Source organism: Paenibacillus glycanilyticus NBRC 16618 (assembly GCF_004000805.1).
In the GTDB taxonomy this organism is placed as follows: domain Bacteria; phylum Bacillota; class Bacilli; order Paenibacillales; family Paenibacillaceae; genus Pristimantibacillus; species Pristimantibacillus glycanilyticus.
This window is the reverse complement of sequence record NZ_BILY01000051.1, coordinates 1-17604: the sequence shown is the minus strand read 5'-3', so window position 1 is coordinate 17604 and position 17604 is coordinate 1. Positions and strand designations below refer to the sequence as shown.

The 17604-nt window shown below is 53.7% G+C and carries 16 protein-coding genes; 1 reads left to right on the top strand and 15 read right to left on the bottom strand.

The features are described from left to right. Positions 1-190: 190 nt before the first annotated feature. From PGL01S_RS27650 to PGL01S_RS27580, 15 genes are all read right to left on the bottom strand, one after another. Positions 191-1789: a response regulator transcription factor gene (locus PGL01S_RS27650; protein WP_127498444.1), complete on the bottom strand. Its 1599-nt coding sequence runs from the start codon at positions 1787-1789 to the stop codon at positions 191-193. Beyond that, entirely contained in the window at positions 1782-3548 is a 1767-nt protein-coding gene (locus PGL01S_RS27645; RefSeq protein WP_174806614.1) for a cache domain-containing sensor histidine kinase, read from the bottom strand. Before PGL01S_RS27645 ends, PGL01S_RS27650 begins: the two co-directional genes overlap by 8 nt. Before the next feature lie 56 nt (positions 3549-3604). After that, positions 3605-4744: a glycoside hydrolase family 88 protein gene (locus PGL01S_RS27640; RefSeq protein ID WP_127498442.1), complete on the bottom strand. Its 1140-nt coding sequence runs from the start codon at positions 4742-4744 to the stop codon at positions 3605-3607. Positions 4745-4909: 165 nt separating this feature from the next. After that, positions 4910-5098, bottom strand: coding sequence for a hypothetical protein (locus PGL01S_RS27635; protein WP_127498440.1), 189 nt, complete (start codon positions 5096-5098; stop codon positions 4910-4912). 21 nt (positions 5099-5119) lie between these two features. Next, positions 5120-5650, bottom strand: a complete 531-nt coding sequence (locus PGL01S_RS27630; protein WP_236013518.1) for a DoxX family membrane protein — start codon at positions 5648-5650, stop codon at positions 5120-5122. A gap of 120 nt (positions 5651-5770) precedes the next feature. Continuing rightward, the gene (gene ndk / locus PGL01S_RS27625; RefSeq protein WP_127498436.1) at positions 5771-6196 is read right to left on the bottom strand and encodes a nucleoside-diphosphate kinase; all 426 of its coding nucleotides are present in this window, start codon (positions 6194-6196) and stop codon (positions 5771-5773) included. 76 nt (positions 6197-6272) lie between these two features. Then, positions 6273-7376, bottom strand: a complete 1104-nt coding sequence (locus PGL01S_RS27620; RefSeq protein WP_127498434.1) for a sensor histidine kinase — start codon at positions 7374-7376, stop codon at positions 6273-6275. Further along, positions 7369-8022, bottom strand: a complete 654-nt coding sequence (locus PGL01S_RS27615; RefSeq protein WP_127498432.1) for a response regulator transcription factor — start codon at positions 8020-8022, stop codon at positions 7369-7371. The genes PGL01S_RS27620 and PGL01S_RS27615 overlap by 8 nt, the downstream gene beginning before the upstream one ends. Next, on the bottom strand, positions 8022-8462 hold the full coding sequence (locus PGL01S_RS27610) for a hypothetical protein (protein WP_127498430.1): 441 nt from the start codon (positions 8460-8462) through the stop codon (positions 8022-8024). Before PGL01S_RS27610 ends, PGL01S_RS27615 begins: the two co-directional genes overlap by 1 nt. Positions 8463-8617: 155 nt before the next feature. Beyond that, positions 8618-9328: a Crp/Fnr family transcriptional regulator gene (locus PGL01S_RS27605; protein ID WP_127498428.1), complete on the bottom strand. Its 711-nt coding sequence runs from the start codon at positions 9326-9328 to the stop codon at positions 8618-8620. 98 nt (positions 9329-9426) lie between these two features. Then, entirely contained in the window at positions 9427-10167 is a 741-nt protein-coding gene (pflA, locus tag PGL01S_RS27600) for a pyruvate formate-lyase-activating protein (RefSeq protein WP_127498426.1), read from the bottom strand. A 21-nt stretch (positions 10168-10188) separates the two neighbouring features. Further along, positions 10189-12459: a formate C-acetyltransferase gene (pflB, locus tag PGL01S_RS27595; RefSeq protein ID WP_127498424.1), complete on the bottom strand. Its 2271-nt coding sequence runs from the start codon at positions 12457-12459 to the stop codon at positions 10189-10191. Between the two features lie 85 nt (positions 12460-12544). Beyond that, a complete protein-coding gene (mobA, locus tag PGL01S_RS27590) occupies positions 12545-13114 on the bottom strand; it encodes a molybdenum cofactor guanylyltransferase (RefSeq protein ID WP_127498422.1) in 570 nt (189 codons plus the stop codon). 89 nt (positions 13115-13203) lie between these two features. Continuing rightward, complete coding sequence (gene adhE / locus PGL01S_RS27585; protein ID WP_127498420.1) at positions 13204-15810, bottom strand: bifunctional acetaldehyde-CoA/alcohol dehydrogenase; 2607 nt, start codon at positions 15808-15810, stop codon at positions 13204-13206. Positions 15811-15913: 103 nt separating this feature from the next. Then, complete coding sequence (locus PGL01S_RS27580) at positions 15914-16465, bottom strand: hemerythrin domain-containing protein (RefSeq protein ID WP_127498418.1); 552 nt, start codon at positions 16463-16465, stop codon at positions 15914-15916. Between the two features lie 246 nt (positions 16466-16711). Here PGL01S_RS27580 and PGL01S_RS27575 point away from each other — a divergent pair, with 246 nt between their 5' ends. Beyond that, positions 16712-17518, top strand: coding sequence for an alpha/beta hydrolase (locus tag PGL01S_RS27575; protein ID WP_127498416.1), 807 nt, complete (start codon positions 16712-16714; stop codon positions 17516-17518). Positions 17519-17604: the final 86 nt, after the last annotated feature.

Here is a 17604-nt window from a genome sequence, read left to right as displayed (position 1 = left end):
CCGTTTTGAGAGAAATATACTGCAAAAAATACAACATAATCCGTGCTACTAGGTCAATAAGCGGCATTATGCTGTATTTCGTGCAGCGTAAAAACCGGGCATGACCCGGGCATGCAAAATGCCGCTGCTAGGAGCGGCATTTTAGAGAGAAGTCTGGCTTACCAAATAGTTGATGCTATTGTTAGCGACACTATGTTTTGCGAACGAGCTGATGCTTTTGCTTGAACTGGCTTGGGGTGAAGCCGATGTACTTCTTGAACACCTTCGAGAAATAAGCGCGGTCGGAATAACCAAGCCCAACGGCTAGCGTCTCGAGCGTCTGGCCGGAGCTCTTCAGCATATTGGCGGCTATCTTCATCTTGTACTGATGCACATAATCCGTGAAGCTAAGCCCCGTCAGCCGTTTGAAATAACGGGAGAAGTAGCTTGGGTTCAGATACAAGTATTGCGCGATATCGATGGACGTAATATTGTCCGACAGATGCTCGTCGATAAAAGCTTGGATGACCTGAAGCCGCGGCTCCCGCGATTTGGCTGTGCCTCCGGGATGCCCAAGCTGCTCCTGGGCTAGACGCTCCAGCCGCCCGACCGCCAGCTCAAGTGCATCCTCCATCGTTCTTGCCATGCCGATATAAGCATAGACATCCTCTTCCGCCTTTCTCCGCGGGAACAGGATTTCCGCTTCGCGAAGCAGCTGTACAAGCGCCTCGGTCCACTCCTCCGGCTCGATTCTGCGGCTTTCCGCCTCTTGTCCGAAACGGAGAAGAACCTCGCGCATCTCCTCCGTGTTCTTCTCCAGGATGGTGCGTTCAAGCTCTCCGCGGAATGCCGCATTAAAGTCCTGCGGAAGCGGGTAAAAGAGCTGGCCAAGCAGCTGCGAGGACGCAGCCGCGGCCATCTGACCCATCCGGTAAAATTCCGGCTTGCCGCTTCTGATCTGCTGGTAGACGGAACCGGCGGCCTGCAGAACCAGCTTGTCGGTAACAAGAACGGTCTGCAGCGTAATCCTAAGGTATGCCGTCACCTGACGATGCAGCTCGTTCAGATACGATTGCAGATAAGCCTGATCGTTCCCCGCCAGGTTCTGACGGTAATTGTACAGCACCATGAAATGCTCCGGATCGATAAACGGCGTGATCCCTTTATAAGACTGGGCAATCTCCAGCGCAATGTTGTAGATGGCGTAACGGATAAGCGGAATATTGCTCCGGTTGTAGAGCAGCTCGTAATCCGAATAACGAAGATGAATCATCCCCATCATAAAGCACGCATAAGGCCACTCGATGCCCGCGCGCGACGCATAAGCACGCGTCTTCTCCAGATCCGCTCCGTCCATAATTACCTGGAATAACGCGCGTTTCTGCAGCTCGATGCTATACGCATCGGAATCGGTTCCCCCTTCCGCCTTCCGTCCCTTCAGACGGGCAATCGATTTGCCAAGACTCTCCTCCAGCTGGTCGGCCGTCAACTGATCCTTGATCAAATAATCGTCGGCATCCAGCTTCACCGCCTGCTGGGCATAATGAAATTCCTCGTGGCAGGTTAGAAAAATAATCCGGACGCCCGGCTTTATTGCCGTAAATTCCGCGGCCAGCTCGATTCCGTTCTTCTTGGGAAGTCCGATATCCGTAATGACGATATCCGGCATCGTCTCCTTGAACAGATGCAGCGCCTTCACGCTGGAGAACGTGCTTGCGGCTACATGCGTATCAAGCTGCTCCCACTCAATCATCTGCTGCAGCACTTTCAGCATCGGGACATCATCATCAATCAGCATGACTTTATACATGGGATACCTCCTTCCCGGACGGAATTGGACTTGGAATAGGAATAGACAAAATAACGGTAATGCCGCCTGCGGCATTGGCCATCAGCTTCATCTCCGCCGAGCCGTACGTCAGCTTCAGTCGCTGGATGACGTTCCGCAGCCCTACCCGCTCATACGGCGCATAATCCTCCGCATCCGGGTCCAGCTCCAGGTCCGAAGAAGCGTTTAATTGCCTGTTCAGCCAGACAAGCTGCTCTTCCTCCATGCCGCCGCCATCGTCTTCGATGGCTATATAAATACGGCCTTGCTCCCGGTAAGCATGAACAACGATATGAAGCTCGTCTTTCTCGTCCAATCCGTGTACGATCGCATTCTCGACGATAGGCTGAAGCACCAGCTTCGGCACAACAAAGCTCTTCAGCTCCGGCTCGATGCGCGCTTCAATGGATAGCGGCATTTCGCTGCGGACCTTCATAATATCGACGTAATAACCAAGCAGCCTGCATTCTTCCTCAAGCGAGGAGGGTGTATTTACCTTCAGATAGGCGCGCAGCAGATTCATTAAGGAATCGACAATGCCGCTATGCACCTGGTCCTTGCTGAGAATGAGACTGCATTTAATCGAATTAAGCGTATTGATCAGAAAATGCGGCCGAATCTGCATAAACAGGGCCTCCAGCTCCATGACCCTTTTTTGCTCCTGTTCCTGTTCGATGTTCGTAATGAGCACTTCGATCTCGTCAAGCATCTGGTTAAAAGAATGCCCAAGCTCCGCAATATCGTCCCTGCCCTTTACTTCAAGCCGCATATCGCGGTTCCCCAAAGCGAACTGGCGGGCAACACGCTGCAGCTTCTGAATCGGATTATGCAGCTTCCTCGCGAACAATAGCGAGATGACCGAGAATACCAGCGTAAAGACCAGCACCAATCCAATTCCGATATAAAAGGCACGCGAGATCTGGCCAAAAAGCGAATCCTCCGACGTCTCGTAAGCGAGCTTCCAGTCGGTTTTGTCCAGCGTCAGCTGGTTCCGGTATACCGAATCCAATGAATCGCTTGACTGCAGCCGGACATCCGGACTGCCCGCAATCCGTTTGCCTGTCCCGTCGAACAACGCAATCTGCCCGAATTCAACCCGCTCCAGCAGCTTTTCGAAATAGGAGCCTTCGATTCCGACAAGCAAAACAGCCGTATAAGGCTTACCGCCCCCGTCGCCTATAACTCTCGCGAGATAATACGTGCCGTCGTCATCCGTCTTGTCATGAAGAAGACCGAGATACTGCAAAACAACAGGCTTCGAGGCATTTACGTTCTTAAGGAGCGGTGCCAGCTTGCTGTTGATCGCCGCCAGGTTCTCCGAATCCGGCGACAGAATAAAGTTCGCCCGGTTTACCAGGTACATATGAATGCTGTTGTTCAGCGGCTTGGATGTAATCAGGGAGAAGCTGTCTTTTATCCGGATAAAACGGGTGTAGTCGGTATACGTATTCAGCCTGCTTGTATCCGCGAACAGATTCAGGGATGCCCGCAGCTCGGAATCGTTTACGATATAATGCGAGGCAAAGGTCACGTCGTCTATCGTCCGGTCGATCTCCCCGACAATAACGTTCAGCATGCTGTTGTTGCTGATCTGAAACTTCTCTATCATGTTCTGCTTTAACAGCGTATATGAAATAACCGAAACGGCGAGAATCGGAAAAATGATAAACAAGAGAAAGGACAACTGAATTCTTCGGTAGTAGGTTAATCTCGTCATGGCTGCGCGCGCCTCTTTCCCCATACGATATATCCTCATTGTAGCAGTATCGGTATACCGGGAACATCCCCAAGGATTGGTTAGTCCCGATCCCGGTTCCTTTCATACCAATAACCGTCGATACCTCTCTCAAGCCGAAGCAAAGCCTCCAGATAGAAATAATCGCCCCAGATCATATAATCATTCGGCGCCAGCCCGCCCCGCACATGATAAGAGCCATGCTTCAGCAGACCTTCCTCAGTCCCGTCGCCATTAGTCGAATATTTAGAAACCAGCGCCTCCATTGTATACTGCAGCCCGTCACGCAAATCTTTAAAAGCGGTATCCTTCTGATCCAAATGCGACAATAACTCTGCCAGTCCTGCTGCCGCAATCGCTGAGGCCGAGCTGTCCCGGTATTTCGGCTGCTCCTCCGGCAAGTGGAAGTCCCAATACGCCACGCCGTCCTCCGGCAGATGCTCAAGGAAATAGACTGCCATCCGCTTCGAGGTTTCCAGGAACAACGGATCGCGCGTATAACGATAGGACAATGCAAAACCATAGATGCCCCACGCCTGTCCGCGCGTCCAGGTCGAACCGTTGCCGAAGCCTTGATGGGTCGCGCCGCCTACCGGTTCACCCGTCTGCTGGTCGAAGAAAAACGTATGATAAGAGCTGTCGTCGCCTCTTACCAGATACCGCCTGCTTTTCTCCGCCTGGGCTTTGGCTGCTTCCTTATAGACCGGATTGCCCGTCTGCTCGGAGGCCCAATACAGAAGAGGCAAGTTAAGCAGGCAGTCGATTATAATTCTTCCGCCTTCCACCGGATCCCCTTCCGGTCCCCAAGCTTGAAAATAACCTCCCGCCTCGCGCCAGCGCTTCATCATGACGTCAGCCGCCGCAAGAGCCAGCTCCTTCGCCGTTTCGCTGCCTTCAACGATCCATTCCGCCTTCGCGGATAAAGAATACAGAAAGCCGATATCATGATGGTCCAGCACCACATTGTCCTTCAGTCTCTGGCGGAAGCTTGCCGTTGTTTTTTTTGCCGCCTCTCTTAATTTCTCGTCACCCGAATATTCGTACCCAAGCCATAACAGCCCGCTCCAAAATCCGTTGGTCCAATCGTTATTCTCTATTCGCGTATAACGGCTGCCTTCCCCTACATGAGGGTAAGAATCTCCGAATCTATCGATATTGCTCGCAATCGTGGCGATTGCCCCTTCAATTGCCGTCTTCCACATGTCTGTTCGCCCCTTGCCTGCGATTTTCCACTATCGTAATCGAATGCGGGAGCCTTAGGAGCGACAACTTTTGCTTCGAGTGTGTAAAATTTTGACCTTTTGGCAGCTAACGGCACAACGCAAAGAAGCGGCCATGCGGGTATATCCCCCACGGCCGCTTGCCTATTACTGCGCATATTCCCTCAACAGCTCTTCCGTCGTCTGCTCGTTCCGCTGTTTCTTTACCATAATGCCTTTCGCTTCCCAACAGGCGATGCACTTCTCCTCCGTATCGCATTTATGGGCATCCTCGCAGGTGTAGCAGTATTTAATCATGTTTTTCGTAATTTCGCTTTCCCGATTGTTGCCATCCATGTTATCACTCCTTAATGATCTTTACGCCGCTTTGTCCGCCGGAGGAAAGGTGCCGTGTCCGCCTCTGCGCAGCTTATTGGTCCATTTGCGCAGCAGCGGCAGCAGGTAATAGTCGGCTCCGAATTTACCGCCGTTAAGCCCTGCGATCATCACAATGCCTCCTAGAAGAATCAGCCAAGGATTCGTGCTTACGGTCCCCGCGAACAGGAACATGAAGTTCATCAGCATTCCGAAAAATGCAGCCGTTGCCGTTAGAGCGCCTAGAATAAGTCCAAGGCCAACAAGCGTCTCGCCAAGCGGAATAAGAATATTGATGGCCTTCACGTTAGGCAGCGCCACATGCTCGATAAACCGGACAAAGTTCGGATAGACATTGGCATTTGTCTCATGGTCAATGACGGGATTGGCAATCGCCCCTTTCAGGAACCCTCCCGCATCAAAGCCGTCTTTCAGCTTGTGAAAACCGGCGTCCAGCCATTGCCAGCCTACGTACAAGCGGAGCAGAAGAACAAGCCCCGCGGCATAAACGTTCTCGCGCATAAACTTCAACATAATAATCTCTCCCTTAATGAATATATTGTGAATAAAATCACAAAGTTATAAGGAGGCGTATGCACCGAATGCTCCCGCCCCATGTTTAACGGTTGACTCCAGTGTTTTGCCTCATATAAGCTACAGCTTTTGCAGCATTCCGGTTTTTCCGAAGAACAGCTGAATTTCCATACCCGCGTGATCGAAGGAATCGGAACAGTGAATGACATTCTCGTCGATATCGGAGCCGTAATCGCCCCGGATTGTACCGGGAGGCGCCTTCACGGGATTTGTTGGTCCGATCAAGGCTCTTGCGTTTGCTACCGCGGACCTTCCCTCCACGATCATCGCGAATACGGGACCGGATGTTATATATTGAATCAAATCCTCGAAAAACAGCTGCTCCTTCAAATGCTGGTAATGCGTGCGAGCCGTTTCCTCGGACAGCTCCTTCAGCTCCGCGTATACCGGCTTCAGCCCTTTTTTCTCGAAGCGGCTTACGATCTCGCCGATCAACCCCCGCCTTACGCCGTCCGGCTTTATCATGACAAAGGCTCTTTCGTTCATGTTTACCATCTCCTTCTTGATTCCATCTTACCGCTTAACGGAAGCCGAAGAAGTGATAAAAATCACACCTTTGAAATTATTTTGGAATAATCAGGGTAACGGTTGTCCCTTCGCCCGGAGACGATTCAATGGACAAGCTGCCCCCCGCCAGCTTTGCCCGCTCCGCCATGCTGTAACGTCCGACGCCCTGCGTATGCGAAGCTGTATCAAAGCCGATACCCCGGTCCACGATTCGGGCCACTACTTGCTTCTCATCCTCCCGGATTTCCACCTCGGCATCGGATACGTCCGCATACTTCGCAATATTGGTCAGCGCCTCCTGAATAATCCTGTAGAGGACGGTCTCCACCTGGACGTTCAGACGCTTGCTCAGATTGTTCCGGAACGATACCTTAATGCCGTAATGAGAGGTATAGTTTTCGAGATGCGTCCGCAGCGCCGGCACTATGCCGAGATCATCCAGCACCGACGGCCGCAGCTGCCAGGCCACGCTCCGTACCTCCTCGATAATGCCGGCCACCTGACTGCGGATGAAAGGCAGCTGCTCCTCGCCATGAGCAGGAGCGGAAATGACACGGTCCAGCTGAATAAGCAGGGAAAACAAGCTTTGCCCGATGCCGTCATGCAGCTCCCGGGAAAACTTGCGCCGTTCCTCCTCCTGAATCGTCATCACTTTGGACAAGGTCTCCTGAAGCTCCTCCTCGACCTTCTTGAGCCGGGTCACTTCGTTGCGGATCGCCAGGTATTGATACGGCTTGCCGTCCTCGCCTACAAAAGGAACGATTGTCGTATTTACCCAATAGTAAGTGCCGTCCTTTGCCTTGTTCTTGATATCCCCATGCCAGACTTGTCCGGAGGATATCGTTGTCCATAGCTCCTTCATAAAAGCTTTCGGATGAGTGCCCGAGTTGATAACCCGGTGGTCCTGCCCTAGCAGCTCGGAGCGGTCATATTGAGAGATCTCGCAGAACTTATCGTTTACGTAGATGATTTTCCCCTTACGGTCGGTTACCGCTACGATCGAAGACGCATCAAGCGCCAGCTTCACATCCGCAAGCTGCTTAAGCGAGCTCTGCAGCTCGCTTCGGAATTGCGAATCCTCGATCCGCCCCTCCAGCTGGAGCAGCAGAGAATCGACATGCTCGGCGAGCACCTTATTTCCGGGTGGATGATTAATCAAAGTTAAGCAGCCCCTTTTTCATGGCGTATTTGATCAGCTCCGGCCTTGATTTCAGCCCCAGCTTCTCCATGACGTTGCTCTTATGCGTCTCGACGGTTTTGACGCTGATGACCAGCATCTCGGCCATTTCCTTGTTTGCATAGCCTTTGGCCGTTAGCGAGAGAACTTCCTTCTCGCGCTCCGACAGGGCATGAAACAAATCTCCGCTTTCTCCCCGCTGCATCCGGTCGACGTACTCCTTCATCAAACGTTTCGTTGCCGTAGGGTAGAGGTAGGCGTCGCCTCTGGCGATGGAGCGAATCGCCGTCAGAAGCTCCTCATGCGGGGCATTCTTCAGAACGTATCCGGCCGCTCCGGCATGAATGGCACGGAACAAATATTCATCGTCGTCGTGCATCGTCAATATCAATATCGCGGTATCCGGCAGCAGCTCCTTCAGTTCGGCGGATGCCGTGAGGCCATCCTTTCCCTGCGGCATGCTTAAATCCATGAGGACAACATCGGGCTTCAGCTGAAGCGCCGTCCGGATCCCCTCATCTCCATCGGAGGCTTCCGCGACAACCTCCATATCCTCCGTGCCGTTCAAGAGCATCCTCAGTCCGGAGCGGACCATCGCATGATCATCGACGATTATCATTTTTATCATTAGCGGTCTCCTCTCTTAAGCAGCAATGAAGATATTCTTTGCGCTTCTTCTTCGGTAAACGGCCGATCCTTCCTTCTGCCCAGCAGTATAATGCCGCTGGCGTGATTGGGATGGCTCGCCGGAACCGGCAGACCTAGGGCCGCCCGCAGCTTTTCCGCAAGCATGACGGGACATTCCCGGAGCAGGACGGCATTGGTCCTTTCATCCACTCTCCAAGAGGTTCCGTGACGCAGTACCATTCCGCCTATTCCTATTCCCGGCTGAATTCTCATATGTTCAACTTTGCCGTTCAGGCTGCCGATCGCCGCATTCCATTTCATGCTCCGGTGATGCTCGGCAGAACCGGCAAACGCGATAAAGTCGCTTCCGCTTCCGTGAAGGATTTCCTGAAGGCCCGGCGACAGATGCTCTTCGCCGGCAGACTGCGATAACTCTCTCAAGGTGCTATCCCCTTCGTTTTTCGTATTCGATACCGCCTACCTATTGTCCTATTGTAAAGGATGAGAAATTTCTTGTATGTAAGGGGGTTCCCTTATTCAAGAGTCAGGGAATTCCCCTAGAAGGCAGAAAAAACCCCGGCTGACCGCAGCCGGGGTTACATACGGCAAATCTCCTTCGGGCAATTCTCGCAGCAGCATGTATCCCGCAGGTACCGCAAATTTTTGATGATAAAATGGCCGTCCTCATAAGCGATAACGTCTTCCCTCTTGAGATCGCTCAGCATCCGGTTGACGCTTTCGCGCGTCGCCCCGATCATATCGGCCATTTCGGTATTGCTCATTTTGAGGGTGATGTAAATGTGCTCCGCCTTCGGCCTGCCGTAAGAGTTGCTAAGACGGATGAGCAGCGAGCAGAGCGCCCCCGTCTTGCCGAACATCATGAGATCCCGGAATTTGGTCTGCGTCAGGCGGTGCATGAGACCCATCCATCTCATAAACTCGACAGCCAGGTCGCCATGCTGCCACAGCAGCACCTCGAGGTCCTTCCGCTGGATAACGCCAATCCTCGCATCCTCCGTCACTTCGGCCCGGAAGCCGTGTACGGAGTCCGGGAACGGATCCATCTGACCGATCAGGTCACCCTTCTGATATAAATACAACGTTAACGCGCGTCCGCCGTCCGTCGACTTCGCAGCCCGAACGCGGCCTTTTATAATAAAATAAAGCTTATCCGCCGCATCCCCTTCCCAGAACAAGCAGCTTCCCTTGTCATAGCTGCGTTTGTACATTATGCTGTCCAGCTTCTCGAAGCTGTCCTGCGATAAAACGGGCTGCTGCCCTTCCATCGAAGCATTGTTGGTTCCCATTGCGGATATCCCCTTCCGAGTGATCGTTATCCTCATCATAACGTCATTCGAGATGCGGCAACATCGGGGAATCTCCTGATCTTCAGGGGAATATTTCCTTATTTATGGCGAAGAAGCCCCTGAGGGCATTCCGCCTGAAGGATGGCGGCAGCGCGGGCAACCTCCTGCTCCGTTGGAACGGGAACACCCTCCAGAGGGTACGGGCGCCCCAGCGTCTGCCATTTGTAAACTCCCATCCGGTGATACGGAAGCAGCTCAAGCTTCTCCACGTTGCCCAATCGACCGACAAACCTGCCCAAGCGGCGCAGATCCTCCGCATGATCGGTTATGCCGGGAATAAGCACATGGCGGATCCATACCGGCTTGGATAAGGACGACAGCCACTTGGCAAAATGCAGGATCCGGTCATTGGGCTGCGAAGTCAGCCGTTCATGCTTGCCGCGGTCGATCTGCTTCAAATCCAGCAGGACAAGATCGGTATAGCTCATCAGCTCGGCCGCATGGGAAGGGTCGCAGAAGCCCGAGCTGTCCAGCGCCGTATGCAGGCCAAACCTCTCTTTGCAAGCCTTGAACAAAGCCGAGACGAAGGGAGCCTGCAGCGTAGGCTCTCCTCCCGTCACCGTAATCCCGCCGCCCGAGCCGCGGTAGTAAGGCAAATATGGCTCAATTTCCTGCAAAACCTCCTCCACTGTCACCTGCCGGCCTGCGGCCGTATCCCAGGTATCGGGATTATGGCAGAACTGGCACTGCAGCGCGCAGCCCTGCATGAACAGGACAAACCGGATGCCGGGGCCGTCAACGGTGCCAAAGGTATCGATCGAATGAATGCGTCCTTTCATGCCCCATGCTCCTTTCGTACCTTAGATTTCGCCGTGGAAGGTCCGGTTGATCACATCGAGCTGCTGCTCTCTCGTCAGCTTGATGAAGTTGACCGCATAACCCGATACCCGGATCGTCAACTGCGGATAATTCTCCGGATGCTCCATTGCGTCAAGCAGCTGCTCGCGGTTAAAGACGTTGACGTTCAGATGATGTCCGCCGCTTGCCGTATAGCCGTCCAGCAGAGCGGCCAGATTGCCGAAGCGTGCCTCCTCTTCCTTGCCAAGCGCCTTCGGAATAATCGAGAAGGTGTTCGATACGCCGTCGAGGCTGTGCTCGTAAGGAATCTTCGCTACCGAAGCGAGCGAAGCAAGCGCCCCCTTGCGGTCCCGGCCGTGCATCGGATTCGCGCCCGGCGCGAATGGCTGGCCGGCTTTGCGTCCGTCCGGCGTGCTGCCGGTTTTTTTGCCGTAGACGACGTTGGAGGTGATCGTCAGGACGGACATGGTAGGAATCGCCCCGCGGTAGGCCTTATGCTGGCGCAGCCGGTTCATAAAGCCTTCGGCTAGATCTACGGCAAGCTGGTCGGCACGGTCGTCGTTATTGCCGTATTGCGGATATTCGCCTTCGATCTCGAAGTCGACCGCAATTCCCTTCTCGTTCCTGACCGGACGGACCTTTGCGTAACGGATCGCGCTTAAGCTGTCGGCCACTACGGATAGACCGGCAATTCCGCAGGCCATCGTCCGGATAATATCCCGGTCATGCAGCGCCATCTCAAGCCGTTCATAGCAGTATTTGTCATGCATGTAATGGATGACGTTCAACGTGTTCATGTACAGCTTGGCAAGCCAATCCTGGACGACGGCGAATTTTTGCTTAACCTCCTCATAATCCAGCACTTCGGATGTAATAGGCGCGATAGCCGGACCAACCTGTACGCCAAGCTTCTCGTCTACGCCGCCGTTAATCGCGTACAGCAGCGCCTTCGCCAGATTCGCCCTTGCCCCGAAAAACTGCATTTGCTTGCCGATCCGCATGGCGGATACGCAGCAGGCAATGCCATAGTCGTCTCCGAAATAGGGACGCATCAGGTCATCATTCTCGTACTGAATCGAACTGGTCTCGGCCGAGACCTTGGCGCAATATTTCTTGAAAGGCTCGGGCAGCTTAGCCGACCATAGAACGGTTAGGTTGGGCTCAGGCGCCGGTCCAAGCGTATAGAGAGTATGCAGGAAACGGAAGGAGTTGCGCGTAACCCGCGTCGCTCCGTTTAAGCCCATGCCGCCAACCGATTCCGTCACCCAGGTCGGGTCGCCGCTGAACAGCTCATTGTAGTCGGGTGTCCGGAGGAACTTCACGATTCTGAGCTTCATGACAAAATGGTCAACCAGCTCCTGCGCTTCCCGCTCCGTTAAGGTACCTTCCCTCAAATCCCGCTCGAAATAAATATCGAGGAAGCTGGATACGCGTCCAAGGCTCATCGCCGCTCCGTTCTGCTCTTTGATAGCGGCCAGATAGGCAAAATAGAGCCATTGCACCGCTTCCTGCGCATTTGCCGCAGGAGCGGAGAGGTCAAAGCCGTACGCGGCAGCCATTGCCTTCAGCTCGCCAAGACTCCGAAGCTGCTCGGATAATTCCTCGCGAAGCCGGATAACCTCCTCCGTCATCGCGTCTACTTCCAGCTGCAGCAGCTCCTCTTTTTTTCCTTGAATCAGCCGATCGACGCCGTATAGGGCAACGCGCCGGTAATCCCCGATAATGCGGCCGCGGCCGTAAGCGTCGGGCAAGCCCGTGATGATCCCTGCTTTTCTCGCGGCCCGCATATCGGTCGTATAAGCATCAAAAACGCCTTGATTATGCGTCTTGCGGATATCCGTAAATAGACGGAGCATCTCGGGATCAAGTTCATAGCCGTAAGCCTCGCAAGCATCGGCAGCCATTCGAATACCGCCAAAAGGCTGCACGGACCGCTTCAGCGGCGCGTCGGTCTGCAGGCCAACGATTCTTTCCTTGTCCTTGTCGATATAACCCGGCGCATGCGAAGTGATTGTGGATACGGTATGAACATCGATATCATGGACGCCGCCGCGCTCCCGCTCTTCCTTGAGCAGAGCGCTGACCTGCCGCCAAAGCGCATTCGTGTCTTCGGTTGCGGATGCGAGGAACTGTTCGCCGCCTTCATACGGAGTAAGGTTCTTCTCGATAAACGAATTGACATCAATCTGCTTCCGCCATTTACCGTCAGCGAACCCCCGCCATGCTTCTTTGCCGGCCGTCCCTCTTCTGACTTCGTTTTCCTTCGTCGCCATCTTCAAGCACCTCCGTTTTCTATGTCTCCATGTTACTTCTTTGCTTGGTGCGCGGCTGTGATCTTCGTCACAAAGAAAGAGATATTTACAGCTCCCGAACGGGAACCGTACGGACGAACCTGCTGTCAATCCGGTTGCTCCGAAACGTCGGTTCCTTCAGCTTCAGCCAATGGATTTGCTGCAGCAGATACTCGACGTCCGTATGACCCTCCTCCAGCATAGCGCCAATCGGCTCGGATAAGGCGCGGTCATAGATCCCGTGCAAAGGATAGATACGGCCGCCGATCAAAGGAATAACCGCATCATACCCTTCCCGCCTCCAAAGCAATAAGAGGCTGGCCGCCGCCGCCGACGGGTGAGGCATGTGGCATCCTAGCATCCATACATCCGGGTATCTCGCCAACGCTAGCCCCGCATGCATGCCGCTCAGTATGCCTTGACCCGTATAATAATCGCTAATGATTCGAATATCCCGGTCGACATGGCGAAGAAACGGCTGAGGATGATTCGTAACAATCGTGACCTCCGCGCATAGACTTTTCATTTCCTTGATTTGGCGATGCAGCAAGGACTGACCCTCAACGACAAGAAAAGCACGCTCGTCAGCCCTCTCCGTTCCGCAAACGTCCCCTGCTAAAATGACGCCCGATACCACCTTAATCACACCTTTCGTTCGACTGACATTAAGAAGTAAGAAAGAGCTGCCGATCCGGAGATCGGCAGCCCCAATTGCAGGTATGAATCTTAGAATCTGCCGTAAAAAGCGTTACGGTAAATGTCCGTCAGCTCGGCGACAAGCGGCATACGCGGATTAGCGGTGGTGCACTGATCCTCGAATGCGCGGTCTGCCAGATAGTCAACTCTTTCTTCGAAATCCGCTTGATCAAAGCCCAGCTCCTGGAAGGTTTCCGGGATGCCAAGCGAACGGTTCAGCATCCGCACCGCCTCAATCAGGCTGCTTACCCCTTCCTCCGTCGTCCGGGCAGACAGGCCAAGCATGCGGGCGATTTCCGCATAGCGCTGATCGGCAATGAAATGGCTATATTTCGGGAACGAGGTGAACTTCGTAGGCTTTTGCGCATTATAGCGGATCACATGCGGCATCAGGATCGCATTGGTGCGGCCGTGCGCCGTATGGTATTGGCCTCCCCATTTATGCGCCAGGCTGTGGTTGATGCCGAGGAACGCATTCGCGAAGGCCATGCCTGCAATGGTCGAGGCATTGTGCATTTTCTCGCGGGCGAGCGGGTCTGCCGTATGATACGATTTCTCCAAATTCTCGAATACGAGGCGGATTGCATGCAGCGCAAGGCCGTCCGTATAGTCGCTCGCCATGACCGATACATAAGCCTCGATCGCATGCGTAAGCACATCCATTCCCGTATCGGCAACCGCCGTCTTCGGCAGGCTGTATACAAATTCCGGATCGATAATCGCGACATCCGGCGTCAGCTCGTAGTCGGCCAACGGATATTTGGTCTGCCCTTCTTTTTTGTCCGTAATGACCGCAAAGGAAGTCACTTCCGAGCCCGTTCCCGAGGTTGTGGGAATCGCTACGAATTGGGCCATATTGCCAAGGCGCGGATATTTGTACACCCGCTTGCGGATATCGAGAAACTTCTGCTTCAGCGAATGGAAGCTGGTGTCCGGGTACTCGTAAAAGAGCCACATCGCTTTGGCCGCGTCCATAGGAGATCCGCCGCCAAGAGCGATAATGCAGTCCGGCTTGAAGCTTTCCATCAGCCGGGTGCCGCGCTCAACCGTTTCAACCGACGGATCCGGTTCAACATCCGAGAATATCTCCATGGCGACGGGGAGGGTCCGTTTGCGCAAGTAGTATTCCAGCTTCTCGACATAGCCCAGCCTCACCATCATCGCATCGGTGACGATCAGAACCCGTGAAATATCCGGCATTTTCTCCAGATACTGCGTTGCGCCTTTCTCGAAGTAAATTTTCGGCGGAATTTTGAACCACTGCATATTTACCGTCCGGTAAGCCACTCGCTTGATATTAATCAAGTTGACGGCCGTTACGTTCGAGGTCGTCGAGTTATGGCCGTACGAGCCGCAGCCAAGCGTCAGCGAAGGCAGGTTCGTATTGTAAAGGTCGCCGATTGCGCCGTGGGTCGACGGCGAGTTGACAATAACCCGGCCGGTCTTGAGCCGGTCCGCAAACGCCCGGATCACTTCTTCATTGCCCGAATGGATAACGGATGAGTGGCCGAGGCCTCCAAACGCGACCACCTCTGCCGCCAGCGTTATGCCTTGCTCCGCCGTGTCCGCTTTATAGCAGGCCAGCACGGGGCTCAGCTTCTCGGCCGACAGAGGGAAATCCGTTCCGACGCCGGACAACGGGGCAATGAGAATTTTTGTATCCGCAGGCACCTCGATCCCCGCCATCTCCGCAATCCGGACGGCTGGCTGGCCCACGATCTTTCCGTTTACCGCACAGCGGTCGCCCTGAATGACGAGCTTCGATACCGCTTCCGTTTCCTCTTCATTCAGGAAGTAGCAGCCGTTGTCCTTCATCAGCCTGCATGCCTCATCGTAGACGGGAGCTTCGATAATAACGGCTTGCTCGGAAGCGCAGATCATGCCGTTATCAAACGTCTTGGAGAGAATCAGGTCCGTCACCGCCTGCTTCAGGTCAGCCGACTGCTCGATAAAGCAAGGAACGTTGCCCGGCCCTACGCCAAGCGCCGGCTTGCCGGTGCTGTACGCGGCTTTGACCATCGCCGATCCGCCGGTTGCAAGCACAAGAGCAACATCGGGATGATTCATCAAGAGCTGCGTCGCTTCCAGCGAAGGCGTCTCGACCCACTGCACGCAAAACTCGGGCGCCCCGGCCGCAACCGCCGCTTCAAGAAGCGTCTGCGCCGCAGCCGCGCTGCTCTTCTGGGCGGAAGGGTGGAAGGCGAATATAATCGGATTGCGCGTCTTCGCCGCTATCAATGCCTTGAACATCGTAGTGGAGGTCGGGTTGGTTACCGGCGTTACACCGGCAATAATGCCAACGGGCTCCGCTACTTTTTTGTAGTTCTCATAGACATTCTCTTCGATGACGCCAACCGTGCGGTCATGCTTGATGCTGTGGTAAATATATTCCGTCGCAAAAATGTTTTTCGTAATTTTATCCTCGTACACGCCTCTGCCGGTTTCTTCCACGGCCAGCTTCGCCAGCTGCATATGCCGGTCGAGGCCCGCAAGCGCCATGGCCTGCACGACGCGGTCCACCTGTTCCTGGTTCATGCGCATGTAAGCTTCCTGCGCCGACTTGGCGCGCGCCACCAATTTGTTGATTTCGTCTTGTGCGGAGTGTTGGGCTTCAAGCTTGCTTTCTTTTACAGCCATCTTCTTCTCCTCCTCATACCGGAGATCTCGTCTCCTCATGCCTTCATCGTAAAGAAATTCAAACCGGCTCACTATGACATTTCTCACACTTTGAAAAAAGACTTCAGGAGAATAAATAGTCCATGTCGGTCAAAATCGTCTCGGCCAGCGGAAACAGCAGCTCTTCTTCCATCTGGAAGTGGGCGGTCAGAATAAAGCAGCCCTGGGTCAAGCAATCGCAGCCTTCCTTCAGTTCATGCTGCAGATCCGCGCCGCTTAACGGCTCCAGCCGTAAAGCATGGAGCAAGGCGCTGCTTGCCTGGACAAACGATTCGATATACTGGACAGCAAGCTCATGGTCTTTTTCCAGCACCCATAACGAAGGCATAATGGTTGGCTCGATCTTCTTGTGCGAATAATGCATCAGAATAGGGAACAGCTCCTCCTCTTCCCAAACGGAATGCCGCTTCAGCTCGCGCAGGAGCATCTCGGCTTCTTCCCGAAGTCCGATTAAGCCCTCTATCGTAACGTAACTGCTCATCCCCGTAGCATAATGAATGCTTTGCTGGCATATAGCGCTGCACATCGCTTTTATTTGTTCATGGTCCGATTCCAATCTCATCGCCAGCCTTGCAAAGGAGCTTGGCCTTGCCGTATTAAACGGATCCAGTCTCATTCCAATCCCTCCCGTACCGCTTCCTTAAAAATGTTCATGCCTCAGCCTACCATCTGCCGGTCATGGCCGGCTGTGACGCATATCACAGTTGGCCGGACGGACATAGAACGTTCAAATAAAAAGGCCTGCCCTGCGCAAATCCAACCGAAACACCACAAAATCGAGCGAGAAGCCCGGCTGGTTTTACGCTAAACTTGGGAGAGTTGTTATCGATTCATGACTCGGTTGAGGGGGACAGGATAATCTATGAAACTGGAAAACATTAAACTTGAGATTAGCAGCGGGGCTACGCTAACGCTTTATCTGCACGACATTATGGAATTAAGGGAAAAAGCGCGCCCCATTGTTCTGGTCACACCCGGAGGAGCATACCGTTTCTGCTCCGAGCGGGAAGCCGAGCCCGTAGCGATTGCCTTCTACAACGCCGGCTACCATGCGGCGGTATTGCGCTACTCCTGCATGGAGGATGCGCGTAATATGCAGCCGATGGCAGAAGCTTTGGAGTCAATCCGTATACTAAGAGAGCATGCTGAGAAATGGCATATTCTTGCGGATAAAATCGCGGTTTGCGGTTTTTCGGCAGGCGGACATTTGGCTGCTTCCACCGGTACGATGTGGAATGAGCCCGCGCTTATGAAACGCTTGAACTATGAGGGAGATATTCTGAAGCCTAATGCGCTCATTCTTGGCTACCCGGTTATTACTTCCGGTGAATTCGCGCACCGCGAATCGTTCTACCACATCAGCGGCTCGCCTGAAGACGATGAGACATCGGGCTTTTATTCGCTGGAGAAACGCGTAACCGGCGAAACTCCCCCAACCTTCATCTGGCATACGGAGGACGATCCGGCGGTTACGGTGGAGAATGCACTGCTCTTTGTAAGCGCTTTGCGTAAGCATCAGGTACCGTTCGAGTGCCATATCTTCAATAAAGGTGAGCATGGCCTGTCCCTGTGCAATGAAGAAGTAAATACGCCGAATCCGCATTGCGCCCACTGGTTCGGCTTATGTATCGAATGGCTGGACTCGATTGGGCTGGGTTTGGATATTTAATAAGAACGGCCAGGGATTTCGATCCCTGGCCGTTTTTTTCTATTAGAGAACGAACGAATCTAGACATGTTCGCGACGCTCTAAGGT